The 17,101-nt window shown below is 43.0% G+C and carries 12 protein-coding genes and 1 pseudogene; 3 read left to right on the top strand and 10 right to left on the bottom strand.

The genetic code is table 11. From position 1 onward, the window contains the following. Positions 1 to 480: 480 nt before the first annotated feature. From G1O98_RS08790 to G1O98_RS08805, 4 genes are all read right to left on the bottom strand, one after another. The gene (locus G1O98_RS08790) at positions 481 to 1,392 is read right to left on the bottom strand and encodes a M23 family metallopeptidase (RefSeq protein WP_163928466.1); all 912 of its coding nucleotides are present in this window, start codon (positions 1,390 to 1,392) and stop codon (positions 481 to 483) included. Between the two features lie 438 nt (positions 1,393 to 1,830). Then, positions 1,831 to 2,268, bottom strand: coding sequence for a hypothetical protein (locus tag G1O98_RS08795; RefSeq protein ID WP_163928467.1), 438 nt, complete (start codon positions 2,266 to 2,268; stop codon positions 1,831 to 1,833). A 252-nt stretch (positions 2,269 to 2,520) separates the two neighbouring features. After that, on the bottom strand, positions 2,521 to 5,850 hold the full coding sequence (locus G1O98_RS08800; protein WP_163928468.1) for an efflux RND transporter permease subunit: 3,330 nt from the start codon (positions 5,848 to 5,850) through the stop codon (positions 2,521 to 2,523). Positions 5,851 to 6,281: 431 nt separating this feature from the next. Continuing rightward, the gene (locus tag G1O98_RS08805; RefSeq protein ID WP_163928477.1) at positions 6,282 to 7,901 is read right to left on the bottom strand and encodes a mechanosensitive ion channel family protein; all 1,620 of its coding nucleotides are present in this window, start codon (positions 7,899 to 7,901) and stop codon (positions 6,282 to 6,284) included. A 444-nt stretch (positions 7,902 to 8,345) separates the two neighbouring features. Between G1O98_RS08805 and ahcY the strand changes: the two genes are divergently transcribed. Together ahcY and G1O98_RS08815 are read left to right on the top strand one after the other, a co-directional pair. Beyond that, positions 8,346 to 9,623, top strand: coding sequence for an adenosylhomocysteinase (gene ahcY / locus G1O98_RS08810; protein ID WP_163928469.1), 1,278 nt, complete (start codon positions 8,346 to 8,348; stop codon positions 9,621 to 9,623). 251 nt (positions 9,624 to 9,874) lie between these two features. Beyond that, a pseudogene (locus G1O98_RS08815) lies at positions 9,875 to 10,090 on the top strand (XisI protein); the annotation flags it as partial. A gap of 29 nt (positions 10,091 to 10,119) precedes the next feature. Here the strand turns inward: G1O98_RS08815 and G1O98_RS08820 are convergent. From G1O98_RS08820 to G1O98_RS08840, 5 genes are all read right to left on the bottom strand, one after another. Then, on the bottom strand, positions 10,120 to 10,509 hold the full coding sequence (locus tag G1O98_RS08820; protein ID WP_163928470.1) for an HNH endonuclease signature motif containing protein: 390 nt from the start codon (positions 10,507 to 10,509) through the stop codon (positions 10,120 to 10,122). A gap of 5 nt (positions 10,510 to 10,514) precedes the next feature. Further along, positions 10,515 to 10,832: a hypothetical protein gene (locus tag G1O98_RS08825; protein ID WP_163928471.1), complete on the bottom strand. Its 318-nt coding sequence runs from the start codon at positions 10,830 to 10,832 to the stop codon at positions 10,515 to 10,517. Between the two features lie 118 nt (positions 10,833 to 10,950). Further along, positions 10,951 to 12,198 (bottom strand): bifunctional sterol desaturase/short chain dehydrogenase, encoded by a 1,248-nt coding sequence (locus G1O98_RS08830; protein WP_163928472.1) that lies wholly within the window; start codon positions 12,196 to 12,198, stop codon positions 10,951 to 10,953. 213 nt (positions 12,199 to 12,411) lie between these two features. Next, complete coding sequence (locus G1O98_RS08835; RefSeq protein WP_175586594.1) at positions 12,412 to 13,356, bottom strand: fatty acid desaturase family protein; 945 nt, start codon at positions 13,354 to 13,356, stop codon at positions 12,412 to 12,414. A 111-nt stretch (positions 13,357 to 13,467) separates the two neighbouring features. Next, a complete protein-coding gene (locus G1O98_RS08840) occupies positions 13,468 to 14,091 on the bottom strand; it encodes a Uma2 family endonuclease (protein ID WP_163928473.1) in 624 nt (207 codons plus the stop codon). Positions 14,092 to 14,259: 168 nt separating this feature from the next. On the opposite strand from G1O98_RS08840, the gene G1O98_RS08845 reads away from it, so the two are divergent. After that, positions 14,260 to 14,634 (top strand): hypothetical protein, encoded by a 375-nt coding sequence (locus G1O98_RS08845; protein ID WP_163928474.1) that lies wholly within the window; start codon positions 14,260 to 14,262, stop codon positions 14,632 to 14,634. 51 nt (positions 14,635 to 14,685) lie between these two features. On the opposite strand, the gene G1O98_RS08850 is transcribed toward G1O98_RS08845, so the two are convergent. Next, positions 14,686 to 17,101, bottom strand: a 2,416-nt coding sequence (locus G1O98_RS08850) for an efflux RND transporter permease subunit (protein ID WP_202985786.1), incomplete at its 5' end; no start/stop codon positions are given.

Below are 17,101 nucleotides of genomic sequence, written 5' to 3' on the forward strand. Positions count from 1 at the left end.
TTATCAAACGTAAATCTGGTTAAGTTGAACATATCCCTGTCAGCAGCATAAGTGACATCCTACGCCCTGGTTATCTCTTTTAACAGGACTTAAACAAAAATCAAGCCTCGCATCACAATAGTTTCTGATAATTTCTACAGCAATATAGGAATCATATTTGATTTCTGAAAAAATCTTGATAGTCTTGTAATGGACTGTCTAGGCTAAAATGTTGCAAAAAAATTGTAGGTTGGGGAGCCACTGCGTTGCGCGGGTTCCCCGCGTTGTAGCAAGTGGGGTTGGAGGCTTTGCGTAACCCAACATCCTGATATATGTTGGGTTGCGCTCCGCTCCACCCAACCTACGTCTAATGCACTATTTTGTGTAGACAGTCCACTACGTGCATTTCAAAAATCAAATACTAGTCCTATATATAGATAGCTATGAAATCCCTGAGCAAATTAATCAACTCAAGCCATAGTCAAACATTGAATACTAACTTTATGGTGATTTTGTTAAAGTATAAAATTTGTCAGAACGCATTTGAGTGCCATTTCGCCAAACTTCCACTCTTTCAGGGCTGACTAAATAATAAAAACTACCATTATCTGCTCGATATCTACCTTTACCAATATTCAAAGCTGGTATTTTTATAGGCTTGCTTGGGTCTTGCTTCAACCGCCCAATATAAAATAACTGGCCATTTTCTTCACAGACCTTGACACGAATATTTGCAGTTTCACCATCAATAATGGTAACTCCATTGCAATTAGTATCACTGCTTACAGGTGCAAAACCCATTGGAGGCAATGAAGGTGAAACTTGCTTTGCTACGGGGGGTGTCGAGACTGGGCGGTTCGGGTTATCCACTTGCTGAATTTTAGAAGCAGGGGAAACACTTGCAGTTAAAGATGTCAATAGACGAAGGGGATCAACTGCTATTCGACCATTTGGATGCACTTCAAAATGGAGATGAGGTGCTGTACTATTGCCTGTAGATCCCATCTCAGCAATAATTTGACCTTGAATGACCTGTTGATCCTTGCTCACTAGCAAACGGCGATTGTGACCATAAACAGTAGTGCTACCGTCAAGATGTTTAATAGTTATGGCATTGCCTAACCCCCAATTATCCCAACCTGCTTTTACAACAATACCCGATGCAGCAGCAACAACTGGGGTTCCAGAAGCCCCTGCAATATCAATTCCTTCATGTTGATATTTGCGAAAGCCTTGAGAAATAAACCCTTGAGTCGGCCAGATTAAGTTAGAAGCGGGGATAGGAGTTTGCCCAATTGGGGAATCGCTTGCTAACTGTGTTAGGGCAGATGTAGTTGTACTTAATACGGCGGTTAAGGATATTAAACCAATTAGTCCATAAGTGCGGTATCGAAAAACGGTAAGTTTTTTCATAATTGCAAGCCTATTAAAACAATAATTCAGATAGTTTCTGATTATTTGCTGTTTCAAGCTAACTCGGAAAATATCAGGAAGTTTAGCAGATATGTTATTTTTAAGACCTTAGCCAGACACTTTCGTGCTAGAAGTACATAAATATCTCCAGAAATCAAATATGTTTTATCCAGAATCCTTGTAGAGACGTAGCACTGCTAAGTCTCTACATTTATTTTCGAAGATGTCTAATCTCTGCTCCGTATGCCAGTTATCGACGCATCGAACGGCGGCATACGTTTATCAATTGCTAGAGTCTTGGGTTTCAGACCCCCAATGTTGTGTCAGCTTTCTGCTTTCTTACGAGAGTTCAGTGGCTTCAATTTAGGAGGGGTCGAATCCTATAAGTAATATTGCTCCTGCCTTGTCTGCGACACGCTGCGCGATCTACCTTCTGCCTCAAACCTTAGTGTAATTATCGATTACTTTGGCTAAGTCTGGAATAGCTTCTTCTACGTGCTTTTTGGCTGAACCGCGAAGTTTTTCATAGGTTCCTCGCACGATTTGGCGCTTGGCACTCTTGACTCTAGCATCAGTTACACCCAGTAGCGCGTCTGCTGTATGAGAGCGGTTTGCACTCAGGTGTCCAATTGGATCGCCTTTCTGTACACCTTCGCTCCAGATGGGATCAAGTGCGGTGAGGCACTGCGGCAGGATCTGCTCAACGACGTAGGGGATATATCCTGGCTTGACTCCTTTGAGAGCAGCAAAGGCAGTTTTCAAAGCGATGCCGCTCATACCTGACTTGGATGCAAGCTGTACTTCTATCATGTTGCAACATTCATCTACGACCATCGCTTTTTTGGTCGGGTTCAAAAGTCCTTCGCTAAGTCCCATTTCACTTTTCCTTATCTCAGTACTTAATTTCTATTCGACTAACTTTTTTAGCAAGCAGGAAATTACAGAAAATGGTATCAGAGTTAGAGGATGTTATGAACATCACTTTCTAACTACTGAAGGCTTCGTCCATAGTGCAATATGCTTGAGTTAAGGCTTGATTCTCTCTAACCCTCCTTAAAAAGGAGAGAATTAGAGCAAGCCTTGCGTTTACACCGTAGAGTTGGCAGAAAAGAGACAGGATGGTAAAAATTAGGTTATCCCGTCCTGCTGAGACCTAAGTTGTGTTTCTGGCTGAGTTAAGCCAGCAGGTAAAGCTCCATGTCCAGATCCCGAAGCACCATTAGGAGAATCTGGAGGTTTTGAGCCACCCGATCGCTTCCGAGAAAATATGGACTGAGCTAGTGTCTTGACTAAGATATACAAAATTGGCACCAAGAACAAACTCAAGAACGTGGAAAGCAGCAACCCTCCAAAGAGCGCTGTTCCTAAAGACCAACGGCTACTGGCTCCAGCCCCTTGAGAGATCACCAAGGGCAAAAATCCTAACAGCGCTGCAAAAGAAGTCATTAAGATGGGTCGCAGACGTTCTTGTCCCGCTTTCACCGCCGCGCGTGTGTAGCTCATACCTTGCTCATGCAGCTGATTGGCAAATTCCACGACTAAAATCGCGTTTTTTGCAGCTAGACCAATCAAAGTTACTAGACCCACTTGACAATAGATATCATCCACTACTTTGGGGAAGAGACTACCTGCCATGAAAATATTGGAACGTAGCCAAATCGCCGTCATCGCTCCCAAAACTGCTAGGGGAACTGTCAGCAAAATAATGATTGGGTCAACATAGCTTTCATACTGAGCCGCCAACACCAGAAAGACAATAACGATCGCTAAAGCAAAAATTAAGCCTGTAGCTCCCCCTGATGTCTTCTCCTGGAGATAAGTCCCTGTCCACTCATAACCAAACCCTTGAGGTAACATTTCTGCTGCTACTTGCTCCATCGCTTTTATCGCCTCTCCAGAACTAGAACCGGGAGCAGGAGCGCCCTGGACTTTGATTGACCTGTACAAGTTGTAATGGGAGACGGTTTTTGGCCCTACAAAGGGAGTAACTTTCACCAAACTGCTCAACGGAATCATCGCCCCGTTTGCAGAGCGAACATAGAGTTTACCGATATCATCTGGATTAGAGCGAAAAACCCCATCTGCTTGGACGTATACTCGATACTGTCGCTGTCCTTGGACAAAGTTATTTACATATTGCGACCCCAAGTAAGTTTGCAACGCTCCAAAGATGTCGTTAATTTCTACATTGAGAGCTTTGGCTTGGTTGCGGTTTACCTGAATGTCAAATTGGGGAGTGTCTGCGGTGAACTGAGTGAAAACTCGTTGTAAAACAGGCTTTTTATTTGCGGCTGCAATAAATTTTTTAGCAGTCTCAACTAGGGTTTCAATCGGCGCACTTCCTGTTCGGTCTTGAATGATAAACTCAAAACCACCTGTACTACTTAACCCTCTAACCGGAGGAGCATTCACTGCGATCGCTCTAGCTTCTGTAATTGTCGAGAGCTTTTTGTTCAGCCTCTGAAGTATGCCATAGACAGATTGAGATTCTTCAGCTCTCTCTTTCCAGGGTTTCAGATTAGCAAAGGCAATACCTAAATTAGAAGCATTACCATCGAAACCAAAGCCACTGATCATAAAACTAGCTCTAACTTCGGGAGCCGATGTTACTTCTTTGACAACCCGATCCATAACAGATTCGGTGTACTTCAAAGAAACCCCATCTGGTCCTTGGACAATTACAAAGAAGTAACCCTGATCTTCCTCTGGAATAAACCCGGTAGGAACTGCTCTGTACATTAAAACCGTTGCGACTAAACCAGTGATGAAAACCCCAACTACAATCGGCTTGACATGGGTAAGGTAGCTAACAAACCCGACATATCGCCGTGTGAACCAAGAAAATCCCCGATTAAATTGCGTAAAGAACCAACCCAAAGGGCCCCGTGCAGTCTGAGCAGGGCGCATGAGGATGGCTGCCATACTTGGAGAGAATGTTAAAGCATTGAAGGTGGAAATGGCAATGGAGCAAGCAACGGTTAACGCAAATTGTTTGTAGACAATCCCTGTAGTACCTGGAATGAATGCAACGGGAATAAATACCGCCATGAGTACAAGTGAAGTGGCAATGATTGCCCCAGTCAACTCCTTCATCGCTTCGACAGCCGCCTCAAAGGGCCTCATGCCCTGCTCCAGTTTGACTGCAACTGCCTCCACTACAATAATCGCATCATCAACAACGATCCCGATCGCTAGCACGAAACCAAATAAGGTCAGTGTATTAATCTGAAATCCTAAAACCAACAGAGCCGCGCATGTCCCAATCAGGGAAACGGGGATCGCCACAGTGGGAATGATCGTGGTACGCCAATCTTGCAGAAAGACGAAAATTACCAAGACCACCAGGATAATCGCCTCAACCAAAGTGTGCAGAACTTCTTCTAAAGAAATTTCCACAAATGGCGTGGTATCAAATGCCAACTGTGCTTTTAGTCCAGGTGGAAAACTCTTCTCCAACGCTACGATCTGCTCTTCAACAGCATGAGCAACATCTAAGGCATTACTACCCGGAAGTTGATATATCCCCAAACCCACGGCTGCCTTGGGAGCATTTCCTGGGATTGTAAATTTGGCATCAGCAAGATAGTTTTCTGCTCCTAGTTCAACTCGACCGACATCTCTGACTTTAACTAGGGTGCTATTCGTAGTGCCATTGGTAGTGCCATTGGTAGTACTATTAGTGCCACCTTGACTCACCTTCAGCACCATATCCTCAAATTCAGCCGCATCTTTAAATCGACTGGTTGCCCGTAAAGCAAATTCAAAGCTTTGATTGTCTGGTGATGGTTCCTTACCAATCGCCCCTGCACCCACCTGAATATTTTGTTGTTGCAGGGCAGTTGTGACATCTTGAGGAGTTAGTTGATGTTGGGCAAGCTTGTTGGGATCGAGCCAAAGACGCATAGCATATTTGCGTTCCCCAAAAACCCTGGCACTTCCTACACCAGGAAGTCGTTTGATTTGATCGAGAATATAAAGATCGACATAATTACTGATAAAAATGTTGTCATACTCATTATTTTCTGAGTAAAACCCATAAACCAGAAGGAGACTGCTTGATGCCGTTTCAACGGTGACACCTGTTCTTTGAACAGTATCTGGTAATTGAGGTGAAGCAAGTGCTTCTTTATTTTGAACGTTTACTTGAGCAATATCGCTATTAACATTAGTTGGGAAGGAGACAGTTATATTGCTAGAACCATCATTACCCGTGTTAGAAGATATATAAGATACATCTTTAACACCATTAATTTGTCGCTCGATAATGTTGGTGACACTACTTTCTGTTGTTTGAGCATCCGCACCAATATTGTTAGAGCTAACGGTGATTTGCACCGGGGCGAGATCCGGTAGCTGAGAAATTGGCAGGATGGGAATACAAATGCTTCCCAGCAGCAAGATGATAAACGTACAGACTGTAGTTAAGACTGGACGTTTGATGAAGGTGTTGACAAACATAAATCCAGGAACAGTTTAATTCTGGTTACGGACAGAGTGGCTTTTTATTAATATAAGAATTTATTAAGGTTTCATGTTAAATATTTTCTCCTTCCCATACTCCGTATGGGAATACATAGGTCTGGGCTGCTAACTACAAGGGAAATCAAGCTTTTTCAACTTTGGGACTTACGCCAAACTAGATACGCTCAGGGGGCAATACCCTACGGGAAGACTTACGCTAACGCCAGTTCCTTTATGCCGGGGAAGCCGTCCACCGGACTGGCTCACCGCTCTGCGTCTACATGAATTGCCCTAAGAAGAAAATCTTTCTTTTCAGCGATTGTTTGCGTAAGTCCCGGACTTGTGTGTACACTATAGCCCCTTTAAAAGGGGAAATAGACCAGAATTTAGTCTAATCAACTGAAAAATGCAGTAATGAATCCAAATTTCTAATGAGATTTGCCATTACCTTGAAAATTTAACAACTGATCGTCATTGACCCAAATCGCTTGTTGAGGTACAGAAATAGAGATTCCGGCTTTGTCTAGGGCGACTTTCAGGCGGCGGCGGAACTCCCGTGCTACATCCCATTGCTTCAGGGGCTGTGTTTTAATCCATACACGAATAATCAAACCGCGATCGCCAAATTGATCTATTCCTAAAACTTGCGGCGGTTCCAAAATTTGACGCTGCCATTGCATTTCTTGATTCATCTCGAAAGCAACTGTTTCAATCAACTTCAAAGCGTGTTCTGTATCGGCTTGGTAGGCAATGGGAACCGTTAAATCGGCTCGTGACCAACGACTGGAAAGATTGGCAACAATTTTAATTTCACTATTGGGAATCGTGATCAAGCGCCCTTCAGAATCCCGCAGTTGGGTCATCCGCAGATTCAGATTTTCTACTAAGCCCCCTACGTTTCCCACATTAATCACATCCCCTAAAGCATACTGGTCTTCTAAGATAATCAGGAAACCATTAATCGCATCTTTAATTAGGTTTTGCGAGGCCAGAGACACGGCAACACCAACCAAACTCGCACCCGCTAGCAAGGGAACGATATCTATCCCCAATGACACCAGCGCTAGCAAAAAGCCTACTCCTACGCAGATACCAGTAGCGATGCTTTTAGTCACGCCAGAAAATGTGGAAACTCGCAGTTGCAGCCGTTCAGAACTTTCTGGAGTCAATAAAGCACCACTGCTAATTAGAGTGGTGGTGAAGCGGTCAATAAGGGCGTAGATGAGACGGATCGCTACGTAAGTTACCAGGAAAACAACACCTAATCGCAAAGGAAATTGGGCAGCGGTGAGAATCCCTAGCTGAAATGGTCGTGTGTAGGGAAATAGACCCAAGATAAAGAAACTTCCACCACCCCAAATTCCAGCTTGAGTTAGCTGAAACAATCGTCTTTTGACTTCTTGGATATGCCGATGTTGCTGTTGATTTAGTTGTGTTGTAATTGGTTGGGCTGCTGCTGGTGAAATTGGGGCGTTTAGGGGCCATCTAAGAGGTTGAGAGGCAATGGGTTGTACTGAATCTTTTTTGGAACGGCGCTGCCAACTATATATCCCCCAACTCATGATAATCATTGCTAGTCCTGTACCCGCAGCAATTTTACCTTGGTTGATTAAAAATTGAGTTTGTCTTTCTTGCTTTGCTTGTTGCAAGTCTTCTTGTAACGATTCCGCGATTTGATTTGCCGATGTCGATATATCGACCTCTCGCAATCCAGCATCCTCAGAAGTGATCGTCATCAGGTATTGATCGTTGACATAAATTACTGGTAAGTCGTTTACTTTGCGAACTTCTACCTTGACTGCTGTTTTTGCTGGTGACTGAATGTAATTTTGGCTAATTTTCTCCAACTTCTTTTGGATATCTTCTGAACGCTCAGGAAAGTTGGCTTTTGATGCTGCGATCTGAAATAACCGTCGACCATCTAAATAAATCCAGCCTGTGACAAGCCGATCGTTTGAATCACTACTGACACTACTGGGAGCTTGTAATTGAGGTAAAAATGGAATCTGGGCTGTGGCTTTTGCTATAGGTACAAAGGCTATGGCCATTGAACTAGCGATGCCTACGGCGGGCAAAGCCAACGCCAAAAATTGAAAACGCACTCAAACACCTCCTTGAAAAAATTGACTATTGACTACTTCTATAACCATCCTCCGCAATTACATGGAGTAAATGTACTTATCTAAAGTCGATATTTTCTCTTTAGATAATAAAATTTCGATGTTTTTTGTTTGCCCTCTATCTTTAGATAGATGACAGTGTACTTAGAATCAGCAAGCAAAGCTTAGAAGAGTCTTACTCTTACCAAAGATAAAACAAAAAGAAAGAACCTGGGGATAAAGTTGACATTAGGGTTATCAAACGTCAAGCTAGTTCTGAAGACTATTGACTAGTGATTTGCTTTATTTCAAGCAAAAATCGCAAGTTGTACAATAACCTAGTAGAGTGCGTAAAATTTACGTAACTTTTTTAATTTTTTGAGGTAACTTTTGATGACCGCAACTTCTCCCCGATTAAAGCACGAGGTTAAAGACCTCGGCCTAGCTGCCTTGGGTAGACAGCGCATTGAATGGGCTGGACGCGAAATGCCAGTTTTGAAGCAAATTCGCGATCGCTTTGCTATCGAGAAACCATTCGCTGGTTTACGCCTTGTAGCTTGCGCCCACATTACAACAGAAACAGCACATTTGGCGATCGCACTGAAAGCCGGTGGTGCAGACGCGCTTTTAATTGCTAGCAATCCTTTATCAACGCAAGATGACGTAGCAGCTAGTCTCGTCGTCGATCACGAAATTCCTGTCTTTGCTCAAAAAGGCGAAGATAACGCAACTTATAACCGCCACGTCCAAATAGCTTTAGATCATCGCCCCAACATCATTGTTGATGACGGTAGCGACGTGGTTGCAACTTTGGTACAACAACGCCAACACCAAATTGCTGATTTGATTGGTAGCACCGAAGAAACCACCACCGGTATCGTGCGGTTACGCGCCATGTTTAGAGAAGGCGTTCTCACCTTCCCCGCCGTCAACGTCAACGATGCTGACACCAAGCACTTCTTTGATAATCGCTATGGTACTGGGCAATCAACCCTAGATGGCATTATCCGCGCCACAAATATTTTGTTGGCTGGTAAAAACATTGTCGTCGTCGGTTATGGCTGGTGTGGTAAAGGTACAGCCCTCCGCGCCCGTGGGATGGGTGCTAACGTCATCGTCACCGAAATTGACCCCATCAAGGCAATTGAAGCCGTAATGGATGGCTTCCGTGTCCTGCCAATGGCTGAAGCTGCACCCCAAGGTGATATTTTTATCACTGTGACTGGTAACAAGCACGTCGTTCGCGGTGAACACTTCGATGTGATGAAAGACGGTGCGATCGTTTGTAACTCCGGTCACTTTGACTTGGAACTTGATTTGAAATACTTGGCTGCACAAGCTAAGGAAATCAAGGAAGTTCGTCCTTTCACCGAAGAGTACAAGTTAAAAAATGGTAAATCAGTTGTCGTTCTCGGACAAGGACGCTTGATTAACCTAGCTGCGGCTGAAGGACACCCCAGCGCGGTAATGGATATGAGTTTTGCAAACCAAGCTTTGGCTTGTGAATTCCTGGTGAAGAATAAGGGTAAGTTAGCCCCTGGTTTGCACTCAATTCCTGTTGAAGTCGATCAAGAAATTGCTCGTTTGAAGTTGCAAGCTATTGGTATCACAATTGATAGCCTAACAGCTGATCAAATTGAGTACATCAATTCTTGGACAAGTGGAACTTGATACATTGATTAATTGATTTTTTTAGGGATAAGCCCAAAAGCTTATCCCTTTTTTTGTGTTTCGCGCGAAGACGCAAAGTTATGGTTAACGCCACGCTGTATTATCAGATTTTGAATTTACCAATTTCTTATGCTAATTCAGCAACACCCATTTTATATTTCTCATGCAGAGATGCAGAAAACCTGAAAGAGGAAATTTTGCACTTTTATAACTCAGTATAAGTAGTATTAAAATATAGAAAAAGTAAAAATTTACTAGTAGTTTATGTAGGATGGGAAGATGAGAAATGTGCTTATGGTTGTGTTGTTCATGTAGATATTAAAGATGGCAAAATCTGTATTCAGCGTGATTTGACTGAAGAAGAGATAGCTAATGAATTAGTAGAGTTAGGAGTGCCAAAAACAGATATTGTTTTGGGTTTTAGATCGCCTTCTGTCGGGCAGTTTACTGGTTTTGAATCTGTTTAAATTTTAGGAGGATGCCAACTTAAGCTAATTCAAATTGCCCTAGCTTGTACAATATCTTCATTGTTTAATCTTAAAGCTAAAACCGTTGCTCTTCCAGTAGCAGTTATTCCAATAATATGAGTACCACCATTTGCCCATTGAAAATGGTCTAACCATCTTTGTTGACGAGGATTAAACAAAAACACAGATTCATTACTTACAGGATCATTAGCTGTTATTTTTGCTCCTTTAAATTCATTACAGCGATAACAACAAGCAGCTAGATTTTCTCGTTCATCATTTCCCCCCAATGAACTGGGCAAAATATGATCCATAACTAAAGGCATACCTATTAAACGACTAGATGTGCGGCAATATTCACACCTGTAATCAGACTCATTAACAACTTGTTGACGAATAGATTTAGATATAGATGACACTGGAATTAATTTATTAATTGCTCAAAGTTTGGAAGAGAATAACCTTTCCACTTTAAAAGCTCATAAGAGTATGCTTTTTTCAACATTAAATAATCAGCGCTTACTCGGAGCGATCGCAACAATAATCTATCTGATTCACTTAATTGATTATTTTGATTTTTTTCTAGCAGTTGTAAATGTAGTTCTTGTTGACTTTCTGGGATTTGACTTTGACCAATAATTAATAATTCCTCAATCGTTAATTCTTGCATAGAAATTAATTCACCTTGTAATTCCAGAGGCGCATAATCAACAGCAGGAGGAGCATTTGTTTGGTTAGTCATAAGTTTTATAATAATTCCTTAATTTTTAGTATAGCTAAACTACACGCGCTCAGGGGGCAATTCATGAATTGCCCCTACCTGAAAATAAGGGTTTCGGCTATTGTTTGCGTAAGTCCTGTTAACTTTTCGCTGTTCGGCTAAAAAGTCGATAGTATAGTGACGTACTAGTTTCTTTTAAGGGAAACAGCAGATAGGTAAGAGGATTTATTGCCACAATAATATTTCGGAAGTCTCGCCGCGCGAAAAATAAGATGGCACGAGCAACTTGCTGTGCAGACATAACACCATAGGGATTAAGTTGACTCTTGAACGGGCCAAGAATTAACTTGCGAATTACACAATCCCCATCTAAACGCTTTAGGGTAACAATATCACCTAGCGATCGCTTGCTGAGTTCATAAAGCGGACTCAGCGCTGGAGAAACCTCAGCCTCAGAAGTGTTTACCCAGATTTCCTTGGTTGCTTTTGCTTGTGGCCCTGTTACAGTTGTCGAAAATATATCCATCAACCGCAATGCTGAAAAGGTATTCACCTCATAAGAGGAGTTGATAGCCTCCGATGTGCGGCTGGCGTAGACATTGATTCCGTGGTTGATAATTAAAATATCTACTTTCTCTAAACTATTTCTCAGTTCGGTTTCATTACTTAATTGCCAGGGAACCACCTTCACCCCAACTTGCTCTACTAATTTTTCTGGATTAGTGGTTAATGCCACGACTTTAGCATTGTTCTTTACAAGTTCAGCTGCCAATGCTTGCCCTAACGCTCCTGATGCTCCGGTTAAAGCGATGGTTTTCCCCTTGAGAGACAGTCCTGTGCCCAGGATTTTATCAACTAAAGGAAAGACACCACTGTAGTAAGCGTTGACATCATCAAAATGATGCCGCCAATGGTAAGACCGATTCACCCACCAAATGGATGGAATTGTCTCTAAAGGGCCGGGTAAGTGGTTGTAGTCTGTATCAATTTTTCCCTGGAAATACCGCACAGATGCACCATACAAGAAGGTGGAACCATAAGCTACTCCCAGCCATAACCCCAATTGTTGGACAATTAAGGCAACGGCTACCAACACCACCAGCAGTAGACTCGATTCTAAAATGTCGTGATAGAGTTGCGATTCTTGGTAAATTTTCATGGAAACTATCGATAAATCGCGGCGATAGGCGCTATGGTGCTTGTTGTGCCATTTAGCAAGCCAATTGACTTGGTGACACAAAGCATGGTAGGTGTCTCTCAAGACCTCAGCAAGCAAAAGTGAAAAAAGTCCCCAACTAGCAAACTCTAAGCCGGCATTTAGCCAAACCCAATTAATTTGTAATCTTGCCTCAATTCCCATCAAGTTTTCAGCTAGCATTTTTATCATATTTGTCTATACTCGTTTTTATTAATCATTCTTCATGATCTGACAAAGGTGCGTTAAGGTCGAGTCTAGAGCAAATTAAAATCAAAGGGAATGGGGAATGGGGAATGGGAAATGGGGAATGGGAAATGGGAAATGGGAAATGGGAAATGGGCGACAAAGAGAAGTAAGTAATGCCCAATTACGAATTACGTTAGCGAAGCGGGGCGTAGCCCATTACGAATTAGTTATGATATCCCAGTTGACTTTCACATAGCCAGGTTCAATGTGGGTAAAGTGTTGGCTCAATTGCTGATGTGCTTCTGGTAGAGCGTGAAAGGGAATTGATGCGTACAAATGATGTTCCGCATGAAATGGCATATTCCACATGAAAAATCGGACAGGCCAAAGGGTTAAGGTTGTGCGCGTATTTGTGAGCAGATTAGCGTCAAGAGTGCAACCTGTATGTTCTGCTAGCAGAATGAAACGGAGAATCGGCTGACCGATAAGCAGGGGTAGCAGCCAATACAGGAAAAACCAAGGCTGACCAAATAGAATTGAGATTGCGATCGCACTTATATAAACACCTAATTGCCATCGAGTAGAGCGAATAACTTCGGCTCGTGCGGCTTCTGGCACAAATGGAAAATCGTCAAATTGACCAGTCGCCACCTGAAAATGCCCGCTCAATTTACCCCGCCACCACGGTAAACCGCTAATTATCAACAAGTATTTACCCAGATTACTCGGTTTGAGATCGGTTAGTTCGGGATCTTTGTCAGGAACGCGAGTGTAGCGATGATGCCATTTATGATAACGACGAAAGAATGTGCTGTTGTAAAATGAGAGCAAGCCGGAAAACCAAGCTACAGCATCATTTAATCGATTGTTAGCGAAAGCCGTTCTATGAACGCATTCGTGCATCGGTGCAAACATGGAAGCCAGACTGAAGCCATAAATTACCAGTGCTGGTATGGCCAGTGACCAATTGCCAAAGTTTGTTCCCCACAGGTAGCCACTGCAAATCATGACTGTGAGGTGCAAAGCCAGTTGAACTAGCCCTTTGGAGTTGGAGCGATCGTTTAGAACACTTAACTCCTGTACACTGAGAATCTGACAGAAGTTTTGCTCTTTATCAGCTTTGTTATCCAATAATTCAGATTGAATAATTGCGTCAGACATAATTTTTTTAAGTAGGTCGGCGTGAATAGTTGCGGGTGGGTTGCCTTCTAACTTCTCAATTCTGACTCTTGACTCCTGAATTCCGATCTAATTTTAATAGATGCTGTGAATTTAGCTGACTATACCAGCGCGAAAAATTTGTTCTGCGGTTAAATTCAACTCTGGGAAAGTTGGTGATTGGATACGGTCATTACCTCGAAATTTATTAATTAGATACTCACCTTCTTCTAAACAGCAAACCAAAATAGTAGGTTGTTTTGGTTTGCCAATAAATTCCCGACCACCCAAGGCGGCATAGTCCACAATCCAGTATTCAGGAATTCCCATTTCTTCATAGTCAGCATATTTTTTGTGGTAATCATCACGCCAATTAGTACTCACTACCTCCACCACTAGAGGAATGGATGCAGCAAGGCTTACGGTAGATGTTTTTTTCCATAGAGGTTCATTTATTAAATTAGGCTGATTTAGGATAAGGACATCTGGTGAATAAGCTGATTCGTTTTCAAGTGGTTTGACGAATACTGTTTTTGGGATGAGATAGGGAAGATTTAACCGATCAAATTCTACACTCAGTTTTCTGACCAAAAATCCTGTAACCTCTTCATGGTCGCCTGTTGGTTGTGCCATCTCAACAATTACTCCATCATGGAGTTCATAACGTCTTTGTGGGTTATCTGGGTACTGAGCAACAAATTCATCGAATGTAATTAGTTTGCGTAAGGCTTGAGTCATGGCTTTATTCCTCTAAGCAAAACTGTGAGCGTGAAGGAGGCAGGGGGAGAAAAAACTTATTTTAAGCGTATTGCAATTCTAAGGCTTGTTAAGCCTTTGAACTCCGTCAACGAGTGTTTGAACTAGATGAATCCACCTTTGATCTCCGTTAACGAGTGTTTGAACTAGATGAATCCACCTTTGATCTCCGTTAACGAGTGTTTGAACTGGATGAATCCACCTTTGATCTCCGTTAACGAGTGTTTGAACTGGATGAATCCACCTTTTATCTCCGTCAACGACTATTTGAACTGGATGAATCCACCTTTTATCTCCGTCAACGACTATTTGAACTGGATGAATCCACGTTTGATACTAATTAACCTAACTCTTGTACGGAATATTCTACTTCCTTCAATCTCAAGTGCCACACTACGGCTCTTTGATGTTTGGAGGCTGTGGATTTGCGATCGCAATTATGGGAAAGTTAATCAAAGTGAACTAGCAAAAATAAATATGATATGTAAAAAACTCCCCTCTAAAATGAAGGGAGTCAAGAGTTAGTGATTAAAAAGAACAAATCAACCAAGCGTTATTTGTTCAGTCGGGTGAGTGTCAAATTGGCTGTTTGCGCCAACTACGTTTTTTCATCTTGGTTTGCCAAGACTCCATGTAGGTGTAGAAAACGGGTGTTAAATAAAGTGTGAGGAACTGCGAGAACACCAACCCCCCAACTACTGCTAAACCAAGGGGACGACGTGTATCTGCTCCGGCTCCTAAACCGAGGGCAATTGGTAAAGTTCCCATGAGTGCTGCCATTGTCGTCATCATAATTGGACGGAATCTCACCAAGCAGGCTTCATAGATAGCATCATAAGGGGTTTTGCCGTTGTGACGGGCAACGATCGCAAAGTCAACCATCATAATCCCATTTTTCTTCACAATGCCAACTAGCAGAATGATGCCGACGAAGGCGTAAATATTCAAGTCAACTTGAAACAGCAACAGGGTCAGTATTGCCCCAAATCCAGCAGAAGGTAAGCTAGAAAGGATAGTTAGCGGGTGAATGAAGTTCTCGTAGAGAATCCCCAAGACGATATAAATCACCAAGATGGCAACTAGCAGTAGCAATCCTAAACCCTGAATCGAAGATTGGAATGCCTGCGCTGAACCTTGGAAACCTGTACTAATAGTAGGTGGGAGTGTTTGACGGGCAAGTTCCTCAATTTTCCCAGTGACGTTACCTAGTGATACCCCTGGCTTCAGGTTAAAGGAGAAGGTGACAGAAGCAAGCTGCCCTTTGTGGTTGATAGTTAAGGGACCTACATCTTTGCTCAAGGTTGCTATGGCGTTGAGAGGCACAAGTTGTCCACTAGGGGCACGAACTGAGAGTAAATCTAAGGCATTGGCATTTTGTTGATATTTTGGTTCCACGCCCATAATTACTTGGTATTGGCTATCGGGGGCGTAGATGGTAGAAACTTGGCGAGTACCATAGGCATTACTCAGAGCAGTTTCGATTTGATTGGCGGTCAAACCTAGAGCCGAAGCTTGGTCGCGGTTGATGTCTACTTTTACTTGCGGATTCTTGATTTGCAAATCGCTGTTAACATCTTGTAAATCTGAGAGCGATCGCAATTTCTCTTCTAAAGCTGGAGCGTACTGGTAAAGTTCCTGGATATTGGGAGTTTGCAGAGTAAATTGATACTGTGCTTTTGTCTGTTGTCCACCGACATTAATAGCTGGGGGATTTTGCAAGAATACCTTAATTCCAGGTACAACTGACAATTTCGGTCGGAGTTCCTGGACAACTTCATCAGCACTGAGACGGCGCTCATGGCGGGGCTTGAGTTCGATTAAAAGCCGTCCCGCGTTGGCGGAAGCATTTGGGCCACCAGCCCCGACACTGGAGTTGATGGAATCAACATTAGGATCGCGATAAGCGATCACAGCAACAGCCTGTTGATGTTTTACCATTTCATCAAAGGATATATCCTCTGATGCCTGAGTTGTTGCCGTAATTTGTCCAACATCTGCGTTGGGAACAAACCCTTTAGGCACAATTATAAATAGATACACTGTCGCTACAAGAATCGCTCCCGAAATCACCATTGTTGTGCGGTGATACTTGAGTGATTTCCTCAAACTCCAATCGTATCCGCCCAATATCACATTAAAAACGTTTTCCGAAAAGTTGTAGAGACGACGGTTAAAGTTTTTGATTCGGGACTTGAAACTAGGGGGTGGGGACTCGGAGTTAAGAATTTCTCCCTCTCTCCCCTGCTCCTCATCCCCCTCACTCTCCTGCTCATGATGAGGTGGACTCAAGAATCTGGAACACAGCATTGGTGTCAAGCTGAGGGAAATTACGCCAGATACCAAAATTGCAACGCTAATGGTAACGGCAAACTCCCGAAACAGTCGCCCCAGAATGCCTTCCATGAAAAGGATCGGGATGAAGACTGCTACTAGAGAGATGGTCATAGATAAGATTGTGAAACCAATCTCTCTAGAACCATTTAGGGCTGCTTCCATCCGGCTTTCGCCCATTTCCATGTGGCGGACAATATTCTCTAGCATGACTACGGCATCATCTACCACGAAACCTACTGAAAGGGTCAACGCCATCAGTGATAGGTTATCGAGTGAGAAGTCCAGTAGTACCATAACTCCAAAAGTCGCTACTATTGAAAGCGGTACTGCCAAACTGGGAATAACAGTAGCAGAGATATTGCGAAGGAATAGAAAGATTACCAGCACCACCAGAGCGATGGTGAGCAATAGCGTGAATTGTACATCATCCACTGACTCCCGAATTGATTGGGAGCGATCGTAGAGAATATCCATGTTCACAGCCGCCGGAATCTGTGTCCGAAAGGTAGGTAACAGTTTCTTGATTGCATCCACTACTTGAACAGTATTAGTTCCCGGTTGGCGCTGAATTGCCAAAACGATCGCCCGCACACCAGAATTTTGGATTGGGAATTTCTCCCCTGCTCCCCTACTCCCCTGCTCCTCTGCTCCCCTACTC

The sequence above is a fragment of the Nostoc sp. UIC 10630 genome (genome assembly GCF_010747425.1).
GTDB lineage: Bacteria > Cyanobacteriota > Cyanobacteriia > Cyanobacteriales > Nostocaceae > Nostoc.

Bases quoted from the DNA above. Each gene is read 5' to 3' on its own strand.
- G1O98_RS08790 (WP_163928466.1), bottom strand. From the start codon at position 1,392: ATGAAAAAACTTACCGTTTTTCGATACCGCACTTATGGACTAATTGGT.
- G1O98_RS08795 (WP_163928467.1), bottom strand. From the start codon at position 2,268: ATGGGACTTAGCGAAGGACTTTTGAACCCGACCAAAAAAGCGATGGTC.
- G1O98_RS08800 (WP_163928468.1), bottom strand. From the start codon at position 5,850: ATGTTTGTCAACACCTTCATCAAACGTCCAGTCTTAACTACAGTCTGT.
- G1O98_RS08805 (WP_163928477.1), bottom strand. From the start codon at position 7,901: ATGGCCATAGCCTTTGTACCTATAGCAAAAGCCACAGCCCAGATTCCA.
- ahcY (WP_163928469.1), top strand. From the start codon at position 8,346: ATGACCGCAACTTCTCCCCGATTAAAGCACGAGGTTAAAGACCTCGGC.
- G1O98_RS08825 (WP_163928471.1), bottom strand. From the start codon at position 10,832: ATGACTAACCAAACAAATGCTCCTCCTGCTGTTGATTATGCGCCTCTG.
- G1O98_RS08830 (WP_163928472.1), bottom strand. From the start codon at position 12,198: ATGATAAAAATGCTAGCTGAAAACTTGATGGGAATTGAGGCAAGATTA.
- G1O98_RS08835 (WP_175586594.1), bottom strand. From the start codon at position 13,356: ATGTCTGACGCAATTATTCAATCTGAATTATTGGATAACAAAGCTGAT.
- G1O98_RS08840 (WP_163928473.1), bottom strand. From the start codon at position 14,091: ATGACTCAAGCCTTACGCAAACTAATTACATTCGATGAATTTGTTGCT.
- G1O98_RS08845 (WP_163928474.1), top strand. From the start codon at position 14,260: ATGAATCCACCTTTGATCTCCGTTAACGAGTGTTTGAACTGGATGAAT.